The organism is Pseudomonas sp. JS3066 (assembly GCF_036328175.1).
Taxonomy (GTDB): Bacteria; Pseudomonadota; Gammaproteobacteria; order Pseudomonadales; family Pseudomonadaceae; genus Metapseudomonas.
In genome coordinates, this window is record NZ_CP143312.1 from 5,223,343 (window position 1) to 5,240,939 (window position 17,597).

The following is a 17,597-nucleotide window of genomic DNA, read 5'->3' on the forward strand; positions in this document are numbered from 1 at the left end:
AACGCCAAAAAAGCCTCGAGACAGGAGCTTAGGTGAAGTACTCAATTGTTGTCCCCGTCTACAGAAGCGAGAGTTTCGTAGAGAAGACCGTGGCGGAAATAATGCGCGCAATCGCACACTTCCGTATTGATGCTGAGATCATTCTTGTGAACGATGGCAGTCCGGACAACAGCTGGGGGGTCATCAAGCGTCTCGCGGCCGAAAACCGGAATATCAAGTCCATCAATTTCGTGAAGAACTATGGGCAACACAACGCCGTGCTCTGCGGTTTCGCGCACTCCACCGGGGATTACGTCATCACGCTGGATGACGACCTGCAGAATCCGCCCATGGAAATCGGTCACTTGATCGAGAAGGCTAACAGTGGCGATTTCGACCTGGTGTTCGGCCGCTTTCGCGAGAAGAAGCATTCGCTGTTCAGAAGGTTCGGTAGCAAGCTCATCGGTTTTCTCAATCAGAAAGTCTTCAACAAGCCCTCTGATATCGTACTGACCAATTTCCGAATCATTCGGCGCGACCTCATTGAGCGGGTGCTCTCGCACAAGACACCTTACCCCTATGTACCGGGACTGTTGCTGATGTACTCAACCCGCATGGCCAACGTGCTTGTAGATCACCAGGAGCGCGCGGACGGGGTGTCGAACTACACACTGAAGAAAATCATCTCGTTGATGAGCCGCCTGCTCATCAATTACTCGTCCTATCCGCTGCGCCTACTCAGCACCATAGGACTGTTCGTTTCCCTGGTCAGCTTCGTAGTAGGGCTCTTCTATCTGGCGCACGGCCTTTTCCTGGGCGTTTCGGTCCCCGGGTGGACGACCTTGGTAGTCCTGGTTTCATTCCTGGGCGGATTTATCATTGCGCTGCTGGGGTTGGTTGGGGAGTACCTATCCAGGATCCTTGACCAGCTTTCCACTCCTCAGAGCTATTTCATCAAGGAAATCCATGAAAAGCGTGAGTAACTTCATCGTCGTCGGTGCGCAACGCAGTGGATCGACCTATCTCTATAACTTGCTGGCCCAGCACCCGGAAATCGCCATGGCCCAGCCGGTGCGCCCCGAACCCAAGTACTTCCTGAACCGGGCTGTCAATGAGGTTGATCTGGACGGCTACTTCGGAACTTACTTTTCCGCTGCAAACGAAAGCCAGCATGTCCTGGGGGAAAAGAGCACCAGCTACTACGAGGTTCCGGCAGCTGCAGATTGCATTCGTGCCGCGCTGCCAGGCACGAAGATCATTTTTATTCTCCGCGACCCGGTCCATCGAGCGATCTCGAACTATTACTTCAGCCTGAACCACGGCCTGGAAACCCGCACGCTGGAGGAAGTGTTCATCGACGATGCTCCCGCACCATCGCTAGAAGGGCGCACGCTGTCAGTGAACCCCTTCGACTACCTCGGCCGGGGCGAATACCACAGATTTGTCACCATTTACCAGGATCGCTTCCCCGCCGATCAGATATTCATCTGTACCTTGGAACAATTGCGCGTCGATGACGCAGAGTTGACCCGCCTGTACGGATTCCTTGGGATTGATACCACTTTCCGCCCGGAGAACCGACAGAAGGTAGTCAACGACTCCAAGAAGATTGCACCGGTGCCTGCGCAGGTCATTGAGAAGCTGACAGGCTACTACCGCGACCACAATGAGAAGCTGGCCGAGCTTACGGGCCTCGATCTGAGTGCGTGGGTGAAATGAAGTACTTCCTGGTGTCGCTGACGGTCGCCTGCACGCTGTTCTCCGCCTACCTGCTCAACCTCGGGGCAAAGAGCTCTGCAAGCCTCGGGCTGGCCAGCGCGCTGGTGGTGTTGTGCGTTATCGCAGTGAACTTCTCCAAGTTCTACATCTGGGGGTTGATCTACCGCCGCTACGAAATCAGCGAGAGCTACCCGATCGTCGCCGTTTTCTTCCCCGCGATCTACTTGCTGGCCTTGCTCAATGGCGAGGCGGAGCTCGAAATGCAGAAACTCTTCGCCATCGTATTGATAATCTTCGGTGTGCTGCTGTTGGGTCGCGCGAAGAGGGCCACGGAATGATACTGTCCGGCGCATGCCTCTTCATGGCAATCATGTCCACCGCATTTGGCCAGGTGTTCTACAAGAAGTACTCGCTCGACAAACGACAGGCATACCTGGCCTTGACGCTGGGATTCTTCCTCATTAACCCAGTATTCAGTTTCCTGGCCTTGAAGAACATTTCCGTCGATATCGTCTACGTCTCGACGTCGCTCACCATTTTGACTGTGGCCGTACTGTCTCGCATTTTCCTCGGCGAGATCATTCCTACCCGCACCTGGGCTGCAATAGCTATTATCGTCGCCGGAGTCGTTATCTATGCGTTTTAGCAAGGATTTCATGAGGTTTCTTTACCTCAACTACTCCTATGTCTCAAACCTCGGATTCAAGCTGGCGGATTTGCTCCCGCCGTTCCTGCGCACGCCATTGTTCAGATTGATGCTCAAGAAGCTAGGTCGCCGCGTCGTGATCGATTACGGCGTCTACATCCGCTTTCCGCGTAAGGTGTCGATCGGCAGCGATGTGACCGTTGGTCGAGGTGTAGCCATCTATCCGTCGTTTCACGAGAAGACCGCGACGATTTCCATTGGCAACAATGTGAGAATGGGGCCGGGAGTGACGATGCTCGGGGCAGGTCACGACCATACCTATATCGACCTTCCTGATAATGGGGCGAGTATTACCATTGGCAACAACGTCTGGCTCGGCGCCAAATGCCTAATAATGCAGGGGGTCACTATCGGTGACGGCGTAGTTGTGGCCGCCGGTAGCGTAGTAACGAAATCCGTTCCGGCTTACACCATAGTTGCAGGAACCCCCGCCAAGCATATTAAGGAGCGAGTTCTGCATGAATCTGATTCGATTTAATTTGCCGCCGGTCGTCGGCCGCGAAATGGAGTACATCGCCGAAGCTATAAAAAGCGGAAAGCTCTCTGGTGACAACACATTCACCAAGCGCTGCCATGACTGGTTCATGCAACAACTCGAGTGCAAGAAGACACTGCTGACTCCCTCCTGCACTCACGCGCTGGAGATGGCTGCGATCCTGATCGATATCCAGCCGGGCGACGAAGTGATAATGCCCAGTTATACCTTTGTAAGCACAGCGAATGCCTTCGTCATGCGAGGTGCGAAGATCGTATTTGTCGATATCCGGCCGGATACGATGAACATTGACGAGACGCTTATCGAAGCGGCTATCACCGAAAAGACCAAGGCGATCGTTCCCGTCCACTACGCTGGTGTCGCTTGCGAAATGGACACCATCCTGGAGATCGCGAATCGCCACGGTCTGGTGGTCGTCGAAGATGCCGCGCAAGCCATGATGAGCCGATACAAAGGGCGCCATCTGGGCACCGTCGGTCACATTGGCGCGTTCAGCTTCCATGAAACCAAGAATTACACCAGTGGTGGAGAAGGTGGACTGCTCATCATCAACGACGAGCGCTTCGTGGAACGCGCGGAGATCATTCGTGAGAAAGGCACCAACCGCAGCCTTTTCTTCCGAGGCATGGTGGACAAGTACTCTTGGGTTGACATTGGCAGCAGCTACCTGCCCTGCGAACTCCAGGCGGCCTACCTGCTAGCTCAACTGGAACAGGTGGAACAAATCAACCAGAACCGACTGGATATTTGGCACCGCTATCAGGACGCCCTGCTCCAGTTGCAACAGACCGGAGAGCTTAAGCTTCCCAGTATTCCAGAAAGCTGCCAGCACAATGCGCATATGTTCTACCTGAAGACACGCGATCTTGCGTGTCGTACAGCACTTATCGACCACCTCAAATCCAGAGAGATCATCGCACCGTTCCACTATATTCCGCTGCACACGTCAACAGCAGGAGTTTTCCACTCGAGATTCCATGGCGAAGACAACTTCACGACCCGCGAGAGTGATAAGCTCTTGCGGTTACCGGTCTACTACAACATGACCGATGATGATATCAGCCGAGTAATAACCAGTGTCAGAGACTTCTACGCAAACACCTGAAATGGTTATCGAAAAACAACAGCAACACTTGAGCAAAAATGCTTGACTCCGCCGTAGCTCGCTGGAGCTCCTCATTCCATGAGAGAGCCACCTGAACAAGTAACACTATTGCCAGGGGACACCAGGCATGTCAGAGAATCTCGTATTCAACCAGACAACTGTAACTGCGAAGTCTCGTGCCAAGATAAAGAATCAGAAGCCCGCAGTACTCTGGTTCACCGGATATAGCGGAGCAGGAAAGTCAACCATCGCGAATGCCCTAGAGGCTGCCTTGGTCGAAATGGGTCACCACACCTACCTGCTCGACGGCGACAATGTCAGAATGGGACTTTGCCGAGACCTAGGCTTCGACGACTCTGCTCGTGAGGAAAATATACGACGGGTCGCAGAAGTTTCTCGCCTCTTCGTCGACGCAGGACTATTAGTGGTCACTGCATTTATCTCTCCCTTTCAGCGTGATCGCGAAATGGCGAAATCTGTCATTGGAGAAGATGCTTTTATCGAAGTATTCATCGACACCCCCTTTGATGAGTGCGAACGCCGAGACCCAAAAGGTTTGTATGGCAAGGCGCGAGCGGGCCTGATCAAGAACTTCACTGGCATCGACTCCACTTACGAACCACCAGTAAGTCCGCAGATCAGGATAAACACCTTGAAGGATGACCTTCCTACCTCAATAGGCCTGATCATAAAATACCTGGAAGAGCGTCAACTCACTCTTCCATGAGCCAATAGTAGAAGACCAACCCTAACACTTATTCATGAGCCACTCGGTCAATGCTCACAGCTTGCTTGACATGTTGGAACTGACCGGAAGAACAAAGGAGATCACCCAAATCATGTCTAACAAAGCGATCATTACAGGGATTACCGGTCAAGATGGCGCCTACCTTGCGCAACTGCTGCTTGAAAAGGGTTACACCGTCTTTGGCACCTACCGCCGTACCAGCTCGGTCAACTTCTGGCGTATCGAAGAGCTCGGAATCGACAAGCACCCGAACCTGCATCTGGTCGAGTACGACCTGACCGACCTTTCCGCCAGCATTCGCCTACTGCAGCAGACCGAAGCCACCGAGGTCTACAACCTCGCTGCGCAGAGCTTCGTGGGTGTTTCTTTCGAGCAGCCCATCACCACCGCAGAAATCACCGGTCTGGGTACCGTGAACCTGCTGGAAGCCATTCGTATCGTCAATCCGAAGGTCCGCTTCTACCAGGCATCCACCTCCGAAATGTTTGGCAAAGTCCAGGCCATTCCGCAAATCGAAAGCACTCCTTTCTATCCGCGTAGTCCCTATGGCGTGGCTAAGCTGTATGCCCACTGGATGACCATCAACTACCGCGAGTCCTACGGGATCTTCGGTACCAGTGGCATTCTGTTCAACCATGAATCGCCGCTGCGTGGTCGCGAGTTCGTTACCCGCAAGATCACCGACAGCGTTGCCAAGATCAGACTTGGCAAGCTGGACACCCTGGAGCTTGGCAACATGGATGCTAAGCGTGACTGGGGCTTCGCCAAAGAGTACGTGGAAGGCATGTGGCGCATGCTGCAGGTCGACACGCCTGATACCTATGTTCTGGCGACCAACCGTACCGAAACCGTTCGCGACTTCGTCACCTTGGCCTGCAAGGCCGCAGACATCCAGCTGGAATGGCGCGGCGAAGCTGAAGCCGAACAGGGCATCGACACTGCGACTGGCAAGGTGATCGTTGCGGTCAATCCGAAGTTCTACCGCCCGGCAGAAGTCGACCTGCTTATCGGCAACCCGGCCAAGGCGAAAGCGGAACTGGGCTGGGAACCCAAAACTTCCCTGGAAGACCTCTGTCGGATGATGGTCGAAGCCGACCTTCGCCGTAACGAGCAAGGATTCTCCTTCTAAGGGAACCTGATCCGTCGTGCCGGGGTACCCATACCCCTGGCCCCTCGAGCCTCCATGGGCTCGAGGGAGGTCGCGCCGACCGGACACTATCGAATCAGCGGAACACCTCAGGAACGGGATAGATGAAACGCATACTACTGACCGGCGCAAACGGGTTCGTGGGCAAGGTGCTGCGGGCTCAGCTCGAAGCAGATGGCCAAGAGGTGATTGCGGCATGCACATCAGCGCCAGTTGGCGCCGGAACCACCGACAGGACTGTTCGCCTGGACGTGCGCGATCCTGAATCCATCGCTAATGCACTGCAGATCAGCCGCCCGACTCATGTCGTTCACCTTGCGGCCGTTTCCCATGTCCCCACTAGTTTTCGTGATCCACTGCTGACCTGGCAGACCAATGTCATGGGTAGCCTGAACCTTCTGGATGCGATCAAGCAGCACTGCCCAGAAGCCTTCGTCCTCTTCGCCAGCTCATCAGAGGTCTACGGCGAAAGCTTCAAGGCAGGCACTCCTCTAGATGAAGGTGCACCCTGCAGCCCTCTGAACCCCTACGCGGCGAGCAAGGTCGCAGCAGAAACGGCCTTCAACGAGTATTTCCGCCAAGGCGTCCGGGGTGTAATCGCGCGGCCCTTCAACCACATCGGTCCGGGACAATCGCCGGATTTCGTCACAGCTTCGTTCGCCAGGCAGATCGCCCAGATTGAGTTGGGCAAGCAGGCCCCGGTACTGCAAGTAGGTAATTTGGAGGCCTACCGGGATTTCCTCGACGTTAGGGACGTTTGCAGCGCCTATCTGCGGTTGCTGGAGCTCCAGCCTGGGACGAATCATCCTCGACTATTCAATATTGCGTCCGGGCAAGCTCGAAAAATTCAGGAAATTCTCGATGTACTGCTGGCCCAGAGCCAGACCATCATCAGCGTCGAACAGGATCCCGATCGCCTGCGCCCATCGGATATTCCGTTCGCAGTCGGCAGCATCGGTCGGCTCCACGCGACCACTGGCTGGACGCCATCGCACTCGATCAGCGAGACCTTGGGAGACCTGCTGAATTACTGGCGCAAGCAGGTCGCAGCCGAGGCATGAACATCCTGCTCAACGCCGAGTCGCTGAAACCTCCGCTGACGGGTATCGGCAACTACACGTTGAACCTGCTCCGCGCATTCAATCGCTCGGAGCGGATCGAAAAATTCGACTGCTTCGATGGCCGAGCTTTCCGCAAAGCCACTGAAATGCTCCATGACTTTGAGCAACTACCGCCAAGTTCTGCCGCCCCACAGGCTGCCAGCAGAATACGCACTACCCTGCGCAGCCTCCCCCTTGCGTACAAGGCTCGTTCGGTACTGGTGAACGCCAGGTTCGGGAAGGGCGCCAAGACGCGGAAGGACTTCATTTACCATGAGCCCAACTTCATCCTGAAGCCGCATTCCGGCCCGTCCGTGGCGACCATCCACGATCTTTCATTCCTGCGGCATCCCGAGTTCCACCCCAGGGAACGCGTGGAGTGGTTGTCGAGGGAGCTGCCTCGCACATTGCAACGTGCGGATCTGGTTATTACCGACTCCGAAGTCGTTCGCGAGGAATTGCTGTCCGGCTTCCCCATTGCCCCGGAGCGCGTCCGCGCGATCTACCTCGGTGCGAGCGAGGACTTCCATCCTCGAAGTGAGCACGCAACCGGCTCCTGGCTGGAGCGCCACGGCCTGCGTCATGGGCAATATGTCGCCTTTGTGGCGACACTGGAACCTCGCAAGGGCATCGGATTGTTGCTGGACGCCTGGGAACGATTGCCACAGTCGTTGCGCTCACGCTACCCGCTGGTGATAGCCGGAGCGCCGGGCTGGAAGAATCAGGAGATTCTTGACCGCATAATGCGCCTGGAAACCTCCGGAAACCTCAAGTATCTCCGCTACGTGCCTGCCAAAGATCTACCGCTTCTCTACGCAGGGGCTATTGCCTTTGTTTATCCCTCGGTCTATGAAGGCTTCGGCTTGCCGGTACTGGAGGCTATGAAAAGCGGGGTTCCAGTGGTTTGCACGCGCGCCACCGCAATGGCCGAATTCTCGGCAGGTAACTGCCTGCTATTCGACGCCGGAGACAAAGAGGGCCTGGCAGGGCAATTGCAGCATTTGCTCGAAGACGAAAGTGTGAGGCTAGACACGATAATCCGTGGTCTTGAGCACGCCAGGAACTTTTCTTGGGAACGCTGCGCCACGGAAACTCTCAACGCGTACGCAATGATTGCGTAGTTCCAATAATTCAATGGAGTCTTTGATGGACAAGAAACAACTGGCCCTGGCCATAGGACTGCTGGCTGCCGTTGCGGGCTGCGACAATAGCTCTACCTCGCCGTCTCCCCAAAGCCCCCAGACGGGCGCAGCAGCTTCTCAGCAAGCCGATATCTATGCGGCTGAGTACAAGGCGGACAGTCTGGCCTGGAAGATTGATGCAAACTCCAAGTTCACGATCCCGGTCTCCCTCAAGAACACCAGCCAGGCGCCTTGGGATTCTGCTGCAGCGAAACCCGTTTTCCTGTCCTATCACTGGCTGGATGCCAAATCCAAGAAAGTGCTTGTCAACGACGGTCTTCGTACTCGCTTTGGTAAACCAGTATCTCCGGGGGAAGAAGTTGCAGTGCAATTGACTGCGCAAGCGCCGAAGGAAGCAGGTTCCTACATCTTGCAAGTCAGTCTCGTCCACGAAGGTGTTGTCTGGTTCGAAAGCAAGAAGGTCAAGCCGCTGGAGCTGAATATTCAGGTTGAGTAAATTGTTCGCCATGGCCGGACGTCTAGAGTCCGGCCATGGCCCATACTGCATGCGAGACATTCTACGCAGCACGTTCAGGTCTTCCAGGAGTATTGGGACCTATCTTGAAAGTACTTCACTTCTTCAAAACCTTTGCTCCCGACCAGCACGGCGGAGTGGAGAACTTCATACGCCACCTTTGCCACGGCACTGCCAAGCAAGGCTGCGAGAACACCGTCCTCTCGCTGTCCAGGCATCCCATAGCGGAGCTGCAGACCAGTAGCTATCGACTTGTGCAGGTAAAGGAAGACTTCAATCTAGCCTCCACAAGTTTCTCCCTGAAAGCGATCTCGACCTTTTCCCATCTGGCGAAGCAGGCCGACATTGTGCATTACCATTTCCCTTGGCCTTTCATGGATGTCGTGCACTTCCTGGCCAGGACTGGAAAGCCCAGCGTAGTCACCTACCACTCGGACATCGTTCGACAGCAGGTGCTTCTTCAGTTCTACAGACCGCTGATGAATGCGTTCCTTGGTAGCGTGGACGCTATTGCCGCCACGAGCCCCAACTATCTGGAGAGCTCACCGACTCTATTGCGCTTCGCCAAGAAATCCTGCGCCATCCCGATCGGCCTCGACGAGAGCCTGTATCCCAAGCCTGATCCCGTCGCGGTAGCAAATCTAAAGCTCCGCTTCGGCCCTCGCTTCTTCCTCTTCGTGGGCGTGCTTCGCTACTACAAGGGCCTGCACATCCTGCTCGAAGCCCTTCGCGGTACTGATATCCCAATGGTGATCGTGGGTGCCGGCCCCATCGAGCAGAGCTTGAGAGTGCATGCGGCCCGTCGGGGATTGAACAACGTTCATTTCCTCGGTCCGGTTGCCGAACAGCAGAAGATCGACCTCATCGAGGCCTCCACCGCCGTCGTATTCCCGTCGCATCTTCGCTCCGAGGCCTTCGGTATCAGCCTTCTGGAAGCCGCCATGATGGGCAAACCGATGATCTGCACGGAAATCGGAACTGGGACCAGTTTTGTAAATAAGTCTGGGAGTACTGGTTTAGTAGTGCAGCCCGGCAACCCGGATGCGCTGAAGGGAGCACTAATCACACTCTGGGATGATGACGCGCTGTGCCAGGCCTTCGGAATCGCCGCCCGGTCACGGTTTGAGTCAGTATTCACCAGCGACCTTATGGCGCAGGCTTACAAACGTTTCTACACCGACGTGATAGTCAAAACGTCCTGACGGGGACGCCAAGCAGAATCCTTTTATCCCGGGACCGCACTAGGGCTTGATCGCGGCAGACTCCGTCGCCAGACTTCCCGGGTTAACCTATTTATTGTCAGGACTTAGAAACGATGCGAATCCTGGTCACCGGCGGAGCCGGTTTCATTGGCTCAGCTCTCATTCGCCACTTGCTGACCGACACCCAGCATGAGGTGCTCAACCTCGACAAGCTGACCTATGCCGGCAACCTCGAGTCGCTGGCTTCGGTCTCGGATTGCCCTCGCTACGAGTTCGTCCAGGCCGACATTGCCGACAGCCAGGCTGTCAGCGCTGCATTGGCCCGTTTTCAGCCTGAAGCGGTGATGCACTTGGCCGCCGAATCCCATGTCGATCGATCCATCGACGGTCCGGCTGCATTCATCCAGACCAACATCGTCGGCACCTATAGTCTGCTGGAAAGTATCCGGGCCTATTGGCTTGGCCTGGATTCGGAGCGCAAGGCTGCTTTCCGCTTCCATCACATTTCCACCGACGAGGTGTATGGCGACCTGCATGGCGTCGATGACCTCTTTACCGAAACGACGCCCTATGCGCCGAGCTCGCCCTATTCGGCCAGCAAGGCGGCATCGGACCATCTGGTGCGAGCCTGGCAACGCACCTACGGCCTGCCGGTGCTGCTGACCAACTGCTCGAACAACTACGGTCCCTATCACTTCCCCGAGAAGCTGATTCCGCTGATGATCCTCAATGCGCTGGAAGGCAAGCCGCTGCCGGTCTATGGCAATGGTCAGCAGATCCGCGACTGGCTGTTCGTCGAGGACCATGCACGCGCCCTGGTCGAAGTGGTTACTCGCGGCGAAGTGGGCGAGACCTACAACATCGGTGGGCACAACGAGCAGAAGAACCTCGATGTGGTCCGCTCTATCTGCGCCCTGCTGGAAGAGCTGGCACCGCAAAAGCCGGCTGGGGTCGCTCGCTTCGACGAACTGATCACCTTCGTCAAGGATCGTCCAGGCCACGACCTGCGTTATGCCATCGATGCCGGCAAGATCGAGCGTGAGCTCGGCTGGACGCCTCGGGAAACCTTCGAGACGGGCTTGCGCAAGACCGTGGAGTGGTACCTGAACAACCTGGAGTGGTGCCGTCGCGTGCAAGACGGCAGCTATCAACGAGAAAGACTGGGAGCAACAGAATGAAAGGGATAATCCTCGCCGGCGGCTCCGGCACTCGACTGCACCCTATTACCCTGGGTGTGTCCAAGCAGCTCCTGCCGATCTACGACAAGCCGATGATCTATTACCCGATCTCGGTCCTCATGCTTGCCGGTATCCGCGAAATTCTGGTGATCTCCACCCCCCAGGACCTTCCGCAGTATCGCAATCTGCTGGGGGATGGCAGCGCCTTCGGGGTAACTTTCTCTTACGCCATCCAACCCTCGCCCGACGGGCTCGCCCAGGCATTCCTAATTGGCGAGGACTTTGTAGGAAACGACTCCGTATGCCTGATCCTTGGCGATAACATCTTCCACGGCACCTACTTCAGGGACATGCTAAAGCGCGCCGCCAGCCACCAGAGCGGCGCGACTGTATTTGGCTACTGGGTGAAGGATCCGGAGCGCTTCGGTGTCGTTGAGTTCGATGGTGAGGGCAAGGCGACTTCCATTGAAGAAAAGCCCAAGCAGCCTAAGTCGAGCTACGCGGTCACAGGCCTCTACTTCTACGACAATGACGTGATCAGGCTAGCCAAAGCGGTGAAGCCTTCCGCGCGTGGCGAGTTAGAGATCACCGATATCAACAACGCCTATCTCCAGCGGGGAGATCTTCGCGTTGAACGTTTCGGCCGTGGATTCGCCTGGCTGGATACTGGTACACACGACAGCCTGCTCGAGGCGTCGCAATATGTTCAGACCATCGAGCATCGCCAGGGCCTGAAAGTAGCCTGCCTGGAGGAAATCGCCTTCCAGAACGGCTGGATTACCAAGGACAAGCTTCTTGAGCAAGCCAAGGCATTCGGCAAGACTGGCTATGGTCAGTACTTACACAAACTAGCCGGGGAGCATGAGTGAAAGTCGCGAAAACTCAACTGACCGACGTTCTGATGCTGGAGCCCAAAGTCTTCGGCGACGAGCGCGGTTTTTTCTATGAAAGCTTTAACGCGCGCACCTTTGCCGACGTGAGCGGGATCAAGCGCGACTTCGTGCAGGACAACCATTCGCGCTCCCAGCGCGGTGTCCTGCGCGGGCTCCATTATCAGTTGCAACAGCCCCAGGGAAAACTGGTGCGGGTAACCCAGGGTGAAGTCTTCGATGTAGTGGTAGATCTGCGCCGCAGCTCACCGAGCTTCGGCAAATGGGCCGGCATCATGCTTTCCGCCGAAAACAAGCGCCAACTCTGGGTTCCGGAAGGCTTCGCCCACGGTTTCGTGGTCCTTAGCGAATACGCCGAATTCCTCTACAAGACTACCGACTACTACGCCCCCGAGCATGAGCGCTGCATTCGCTGGGACGATCCTGATCTCGCCATCGATTGGCCGCTTGCTGAAGCACCGCAGCTGTCCGCCAAGGACAAGGCCGGTGTCAACTTCAAGGACGCGGACCTGTTCGAATGAAGATTCTTGTAACCGGCAATAGTGGTCAGGTGGCAAGGGAATTACAGCTCGCCCTTGCCGGCAAGGCAGAGATCGTCTCCCTGGGGCGTGACCGGCTCGACCTGGCCAATCCCGAACGAATTCGCCAGCACGTGCGTGCCCAGACTCCCGACCTGCTGATCAATGCTGCGGCCTATACCGCGGTCGACCAGGCCGAGAACGATTCGGAGGCGGCCTTTGCCATCAACGCCACGGCACCCGGCGTGCTTGCTGAAGAGGCAGCCGCTTTAGGCATTCCGCTGATTCACTATTCCACCGACTACGTATACGACGGTGACAAGAGCGGTCTGTACGTCGAGGAGGATCCGACCAATCCACTGGGCGCTTACGGCAACAGCAAACTGGCCGGCGAGCAGGCGATCCAGGCTGTCGGCGGGCAATACCTGATCCTCCGTACCAGCTGGGTGTATTCACTGCATGGGCGCAACTTCCTGCTCACCATGCAGCGCCTGCTGCAGGAGCGCGAAGAGCTGCGAGTCGTGGATGATCAGGTGGGGGCGCCGACCTGGGCTGGCAGCATTGCGCAAGCCACTAGCCAGTTGATTGACAAGTGGCAGGCGGGCAACCGCAATTGGGGCATCTACCACCTGACCAATCAGGGCGAGACATCCTGGTTCGGCTTCGCCAGCGCGATTGCTGACCAGTTGAAAGCTGCCGGCAAACCCTGCGCGCGCCTGGTGCCCATTCCTTCCAGCGAGTACCCGACGCCCGCCAAGCGCCCCCTGAACTCGCGTCTGGACGGCCGCAAGCTGGCGCAGGACTGGCAGGTCAGCCTGCCGGACTGGCGCACTGCCTTGGCAGAGTGCCTGCGCCAGCCACGCTGACTCCTTGGGGAGGACTGAGCCTGGAGTTCGCTCCTCCCCTCGCTTTACCACCTCTCGTATCTGCCACATCACCGGCACCGGGCGTCGATGCCATAATGCGCCTCATCGACCGGCGCACAGTGACCGCATGACTGCCACCCCAATCCCCCACCGCCCACGCTGGCGCAGCCTGGTGCTGTTGGCGCTGCTGCTGACGCCACTGTTCTGGCCGCTGCAGCATTTCAGCGAGCGCTACTACAGTGATTCTCTGGCTGAGCAGAATCGCCAGACCCTCGATTTGTACGTCGCCAACCTGTTGGGCACCCTGCACCGATACGAGGTGCTGCCGCCCATCCTGGCCGACCTGCCGCCGCTGCGTGACCTTCTGGCCGCTCCGGACAGCGCAACCCTGCAGGCCGAAGCCAACCGAGTGCTGGCGGAGGTCCGTAAGGACACAGGGGCCGATGTGATCTACCTGATGAGCCCCGCCGGCCTCACACTGAGCTCCTCAAACTGGGATCAGTCAGACAGTTTCGTCGGCCGCAGCTTCACCTTCCGCCCCTATTTCCGCGAAGCACTCGCAGGCAAGCAGGGGCGCTTCTTCGGCCTCGGTACCACCTCGCGTAAGCGCGGTTACTTCTTCGCCAGCCCGGTGCGCAATGGCTCGCGGATCATCGGCATTCTCGTGGTGAAGGTGGATCTGGACGACGCCGAAACCCTCTGGGGCAAGACCCCGGAGCAGCTCATGGTGACTGATGCCAACGGCGTGGTGATCATCTCCTCGCGCAGCGACTGGCGCTTCCATGCCACCCGCCCGCTGGATAACGCCGAACGTGCAGCCATAGTCGCCAACCAGCCCTACCCGACCCAGGCGCCGCCACCACTGAAGCTGGACGACAACGCCTGGCTCACCCAGAGCCGCGAGCTCCGCGAAACCGGGCTGACCGCCAGCATCCTGGCCCCACGCCAGCTCGTCGACCGCCAGGTGACCACCACGGTCGCCATCGGTGGCGCCTCCCTGCTGACCCTGCTGCTGCTGCTCGGCCTGATGATGCAACGCCGCCGCCACTACCTCGATCGAATAGCCCTCGACGCCAGTGCCCGCCGCGAGCTGGAAATGCGCGTGCTGGAACGCACCCAGGACCTCGAGGCGCTGAACAGCCGCCTGAAGGACGAGGTACTGGAGCGCGAGCAGGCCCAGCAGGAGCTGGTCAGCGCCCAGGACGAGCTGGTGCAGGCGAGCAAGCTGTCCGCCCTGGGCACCATGTCGGCGAGCATCAGTCACGAGCTGAACCAGCCCCTGGCGGCGATCCGTAGCTACGCCGACAACGCTGGGGTGCTACTGGACCACCAACGCATCGATGATGCTCGCGGCAACCTGCGCCAGATCAGCGAGCTGACCGGCCGCATGGCCTCGATTATCGCGCACCTGCGCGCCTTCGCCCGCCGCGATCGCCACGCCCCGGAAAGCGTCGCTCTGCAGCCCGCCCTGGACGATGCCCTGGCCCTAGTCGCTCAGCGCCGCCGAGCCATGGATGTGGAATTGATCCGCGATCTGCCAGACGCACCGCTGTGGGTCCAGGCCGGTGAAACCCGTCTGCGCCAGGTGCTCGGCAATTTGCTCGCCAATGCCCTCGATGCGCTCAAGGAAAAGCCCCAGCCTCGCCGCATCTGGCTGAGCGCCGAAACCACCGCCGACGGCGTGGAGCTGCACCTGCGCGACAACGGCCCCGGCTTTTCCGAAGAGGCCCTGCGCCATGCCCGCGAGCCCTTCTTCACCACCAAGACCAGCGCTCAGGGCCTTGGCCTGGGGCTGGCCATCTGCGATAGCCTGATGCGCGCCCTCGGTGGCGAGTTGCTGTTCGCCAACCACCCGGACGGTGGCGCCCTGCTCACACTGCGCATGCGCAACGCCGCCCCCGGCGTCATCCCACAGCCTCCTGAGGACCTCTCTGCATGACCACCGCCCTTGATGCCCGAACCCAGGTGCTGCTGATCGACGACGACCCGCACCTGCGCCAGGCCCTCAGCCAGACCCTCGACCTGGCCGGTCTCAAGGTGCAAACCCTCGGCGACGCCCAGGGCGTGGCAGAGAAGATCGACAAGGATTGGCCGGGCGTGGTGGTCACCGATATCCGCATGCCCGGCATCGACGGCCTCGAGCTGCTGAAGCAACTGCGTGAGCGAGATCCTGACCTGCCGGTACTGCTGATCACTGGCCATGGCGATGTTCCGCTCGCCGTCCAGGCCATGCGAGCAGGTGCCTATGACTTCCTGGAAAAGCCTTTCCCCAGCGACCAGTTGCTGGACAGCGTGCACCGCGCCCTGGACCTGCGCCGCCTGGTGCTGGAAAACCGCAGCCTGCGCATGGCCCTGTCCGATCGCCAGCAACTGAGCGGCCGACTGGTGGGGCAATCACCCGCCATGCAGCGTTTGCGCGAGCAGATCGGCGCCCTCGCCGCCACCAATGCCGACGTGCTCATCCTGGGTGAGACCGGAGCCGGCAAGGAAGTGGTGGCGCGTGCCCTGCACGATTTGTCGGCGCGCCGCGACGGCCCCTTCGTCGCCATCAATGCCGGAGCCTTGGCCGAATCGGTGGTGGAGAGCGAGCTGTTCGGCCACGAGCAAGGCGCATTCACCGGTGCGCAAAAGCGCCGCATCGGCAAGTTCGAATTCGCCAACGGCGGCACGGTGTTCCTCGATGAGATCGAAAGCATGAGCCTGGACGTCCAGGTCAAGCTTCTGCGCCTGCTGCAGGAGCGCGTGGTGGAGCGCCTTGGCGCCAACCAGTTGATCCCTCTGGATATCCGCGTGATCGCTGCCACCAAGGAAGACCTGCGCCACGCCGCCGACCAGGGTCGCTTCCGCGCAGACCTCTACTACCGCCTCAACGTTGCCAGCTTGCGTATTCCGCCCCTGCGCGAGCGCGGTGAGGACGCCCTGACACTGTTCCAGCATTTCGCCGACGCTGCCCGCAACCGCCACGGCATGGCCCAGCGCAGCCTCGACAGCAGCCAGCGCGCCCTGCTGCTGACCCACGGCTGGCCGGGCAACGTGCGTGAGCTGCAGAACGCCGCGGAGCGCTTCGCACTGGGTCTGGACCTGAATCTGGACAACACGCCCGCCGACCTGCCGAAAGTGGAAGGTGGCCTCAGTGAACAGGTCGAGGCCTTCGAGCGCGCCTTGATCGCTGCGGAACTGACCCGCCCCCATGGCTCGCTGCGCAGCGTGGCCGAAGCACTCGGCCTGCCACGCAAGACGCTCTCGGACAAACTGCGCAAGCACAGCCTCAGCTTCAGTGGCGGGAATCCCGCAGAGGAGCAGGATTGATCGGCAAGATTCCGCTCACAAATCGCTCGCCTTAGCCACGAAGGAACCCGGAATAGAGCGGCCGCCACACAGTGGCACAAGGCTTGCCGCAAGAATGGCAATCCCTGCGTTGCGCAGGGTCAGGAGGATGGGCCCGCCAGGGTCTGGCCTCTCCCCAAGCCGGCCACAAGCCAGCCAAGGGGTTCTCCTCTCGACGCCCACGGGCCAAGCCCAAGGGCACCACCCAGCTACCCGCAGGGTGATCGAAGCCCGGCCATGTGCCGGGCTTCTTCATTTCCGGGTGCCCATGGGCGCTCGAGCATGACGCGCTCCAGGTCCACCGACTGGCCGGGCACAACGCCCAGCCGCTCGCGCAGGTCGGCATAGGCCTTTTCGAAGTCGGCACGCAGTTCGGGCATCGCGGCAAGCCCTGGCCGGAGGCCGTATTTGCGCAGGCGCAGTCCAGCACTGTGAAGAAAGTTGTAGGCGACATCGCCGTGTAAGGAAAAGTGCTCCCGCACCGGCTTTCCGGCGATTTGCCCATGCAGTTCGAAGCTCACGAACTGGCCTTTTTCACGTTTTTCGAGTTGATAATCCAGCGCTAGTTCATAGGCCGGGATTCGTCCAACAGAGTCTTGCCTAATGGCAATAGGCCCTACTTTGAACGTGCTCCCTCCTGTCGAAATTTCAACCACTTCCTAATTAAAAAATCGCCCCTTATAGCGAAATAACCATGCACAAATATGTAATTTCCTACATGAAATATGGTGGTTAGCTGTAGGAATCCACTTCGTGCAAGTTGCAACTTGAAGGCCCGGCAAAACCGGCTAGTTTGTATTAGGCATCGCTCAGGATGGCATGCCAAACCCTCTAGATTGCTCGTTTCTGGGCAGCGATTCGCAGTACCTCCCTCCCATCTACGACAGTAAGGAAATTGTCCGCATGACTCATTAGCTAGCTATTGATCTGGATCAGAACGCAGTCAACAGACCACGCGCT

The 17,597-nt window shown here is 58.3% G+C and carries 19 protein-coding genes; 18 read left to right on the plus strand and 1 reads right to left on the minus strand.

Annotated features, from left to right (window positions below; genetic code table 11):
• The first annotated feature begins 32 nt into the window (after nucleotides 1-32).
• The 18 genes from SA496_RS24515 (at nucleotide 33) to SA496_RS24600 (ending at nucleotide 16,619) form a co-directional block, all read left to right on the plus strand.
• Nucleotides 33-962: a glycosyltransferase family 2 protein gene (locus SA496_RS24515; RefSeq protein ID WP_330114620.1), complete on the plus strand. Its 930-nt coding sequence runs from the start codon at nucleotides 33-35 to the stop codon at nucleotides 960-962.
• The gene (locus SA496_RS24520; RefSeq protein ID WP_330114621.1) at nucleotides 946-1,698 is read left to right on the plus strand and encodes a sulfotransferase family protein; all 753 of its coding nucleotides are present in this window, start codon (nucleotides 946-948) and stop codon (nucleotides 1,696-1,698) included. Before SA496_RS24515 ends, SA496_RS24520 begins: the two co-directional genes overlap by 17 nt.
• Nucleotides 1,695-2,036 (plus strand): hypothetical protein, encoded by a 342-nt coding sequence (locus SA496_RS24525; protein ID WP_330114622.1) that lies wholly within the window; start codon nucleotides 1,695-1,697, stop codon nucleotides 2,034-2,036. The genes SA496_RS24520 and SA496_RS24525 overlap by 4 nt, the downstream gene beginning before the upstream one ends.
• Nucleotides 2,033-2,344 carry an EamA family transporter gene (locus tag SA496_RS24530; RefSeq protein WP_330114623.1) on the plus strand — a complete coding sequence of 104 codons (312 nt, stop codon included), beginning with the start codon at nucleotides 2,033-2,035 and terminating at the stop codon, nucleotides 2,342-2,344. Before SA496_RS24525 ends, SA496_RS24530 begins: the two co-directional genes overlap by 4 nt.
• The gene (locus tag SA496_RS24535; RefSeq protein WP_330114624.1) at nucleotides 2,334-2,882 is read left to right on the plus strand and encodes an acyltransferase; all 549 of its coding nucleotides are present in this window, start codon (nucleotides 2,334-2,336) and stop codon (nucleotides 2,880-2,882) included. The genes SA496_RS24530 and SA496_RS24535 overlap by 11 nt, the downstream gene beginning before the upstream one ends.
• Nucleotides 2,869-4,005, plus strand: coding sequence for a dTDP-4-amino-4,6-dideoxygalactose transaminase (rffA, locus tag SA496_RS24540; RefSeq protein ID WP_330115667.1), 1,137 nt, complete (start codon nucleotides 2,869-2,871; stop codon nucleotides 4,003-4,005). The genes SA496_RS24535 and rffA overlap by 14 nt, the downstream gene beginning before the upstream one ends.
• A 127-nt stretch (nucleotides 4,006-4,132) precedes the next feature.
• Entirely contained in the window at nucleotides 4,133-4,732 is a 600-nt protein-coding gene (gene cysC, locus SA496_RS24545; protein WP_330114625.1) for an adenylyl-sulfate kinase, read from the plus strand.
• A 112-nt stretch (nucleotides 4,733-4,844) separates the two neighbouring features.
• A complete protein-coding gene (gene gmd / locus SA496_RS24550; RefSeq protein WP_330114626.1) occupies nucleotides 4,845-5,882 on the plus strand; it encodes a GDP-mannose 4,6-dehydratase in 1,038 nt (345 codons plus the stop codon).
• Nucleotides 5,883-6,004: 122 nt separating this feature from the next.
• Entirely contained in the window at nucleotides 6,005-6,961 is a 957-nt protein-coding gene (locus SA496_RS24555) for a GDP-mannose 4,6-dehydratase (protein WP_330114627.1), read from the plus strand.
• The gene (locus SA496_RS24560) at nucleotides 6,958-8,121 is read left to right on the plus strand and encodes a glycosyltransferase family 4 protein (protein ID WP_330114628.1); all 1,164 of its coding nucleotides are present in this window, start codon (nucleotides 6,958-6,960) and stop codon (nucleotides 8,119-8,121) included. Before SA496_RS24555 ends, SA496_RS24560 begins: the two co-directional genes overlap by 4 nt.
• 25 nt (nucleotides 8,122-8,146) lie before the next feature.
• The gene (locus SA496_RS24565) at nucleotides 8,147-8,638 is read left to right on the plus strand and encodes a hypothetical protein (RefSeq protein WP_330114629.1); all 492 of its coding nucleotides are present in this window, start codon (nucleotides 8,147-8,149) and stop codon (nucleotides 8,636-8,638) included.
• A 104-nt stretch (nucleotides 8,639-8,742) separates the two neighbouring features.
• Nucleotides 8,743-9,858 (plus strand): glycosyltransferase, encoded by a 1,116-nt coding sequence (locus SA496_RS24570; protein ID WP_330114630.1) that lies wholly within the window; start codon nucleotides 8,743-8,745, stop codon nucleotides 9,856-9,858.
• A gap of 113 nt (nucleotides 9,859-9,971) precedes the next feature.
• Nucleotides 9,972-11,036, plus strand: a complete 1,065-nt coding sequence (gene rfbB, locus SA496_RS24575) for a dTDP-glucose 4,6-dehydratase (protein ID WP_330114631.1) — start codon at nucleotides 9,972-9,974, stop codon at nucleotides 11,034-11,036.
• Nucleotides 11,033-11,905, plus strand: a complete 873-nt coding sequence (gene rfbA, locus SA496_RS24580) for a glucose-1-phosphate thymidylyltransferase RfbA (protein WP_330114632.1) — start codon at nucleotides 11,033-11,035, stop codon at nucleotides 11,903-11,905. The genes rfbB and rfbA overlap by 4 nt, the downstream gene beginning before the upstream one ends.
• Nucleotides 11,902-12,447 (plus strand): dTDP-4-dehydrorhamnose 3,5-epimerase, encoded by a 546-nt coding sequence (rfbC, locus tag SA496_RS24585; protein ID WP_330114633.1) that lies wholly within the window; start codon nucleotides 11,902-11,904, stop codon nucleotides 12,445-12,447. Before rfbA ends, rfbC begins: the two co-directional genes overlap by 4 nt.
• Entirely contained in the window at nucleotides 12,444-13,310 is an 867-nt protein-coding gene (gene rfbD, locus SA496_RS24590; protein WP_330114634.1) for a dTDP-4-dehydrorhamnose reductase, read from the plus strand. The genes rfbC and rfbD overlap by 4 nt, the downstream gene beginning before the upstream one ends.
• Before the next feature lie 127 nt (nucleotides 13,311-13,437).
• Nucleotides 13,438-15,249 carry a sensor histidine kinase gene (locus SA496_RS24595; protein WP_330114635.1) on the plus strand — a complete coding sequence of 604 codons (1,812 nt, stop codon included), beginning with the start codon at nucleotides 13,438-13,440 and terminating at the stop codon, nucleotides 15,247-15,249.
• Nucleotides 15,246-16,619, plus strand: coding sequence for a sigma-54-dependent transcriptional regulator (locus SA496_RS24600; protein WP_120654065.1), 1,374 nt, complete (start codon nucleotides 15,246-15,248; stop codon nucleotides 16,617-16,619). Before SA496_RS24595 ends, SA496_RS24600 begins: the two co-directional genes overlap by 4 nt.
• A 227-nt stretch (nucleotides 16,620-16,846) precedes the next feature.
• Here the strand turns inward: SA496_RS24600 and SA496_RS24605 are convergent, their stop codons facing one another.
• Entirely contained in the window at nucleotides 16,847-17,293 is a 447-nt protein-coding gene (locus tag SA496_RS24605) for a DUF5064 family protein (RefSeq protein WP_120654064.1), read from the minus strand.
• Nucleotides 17,294-17,597 lie beyond the last annotated feature (304 nt).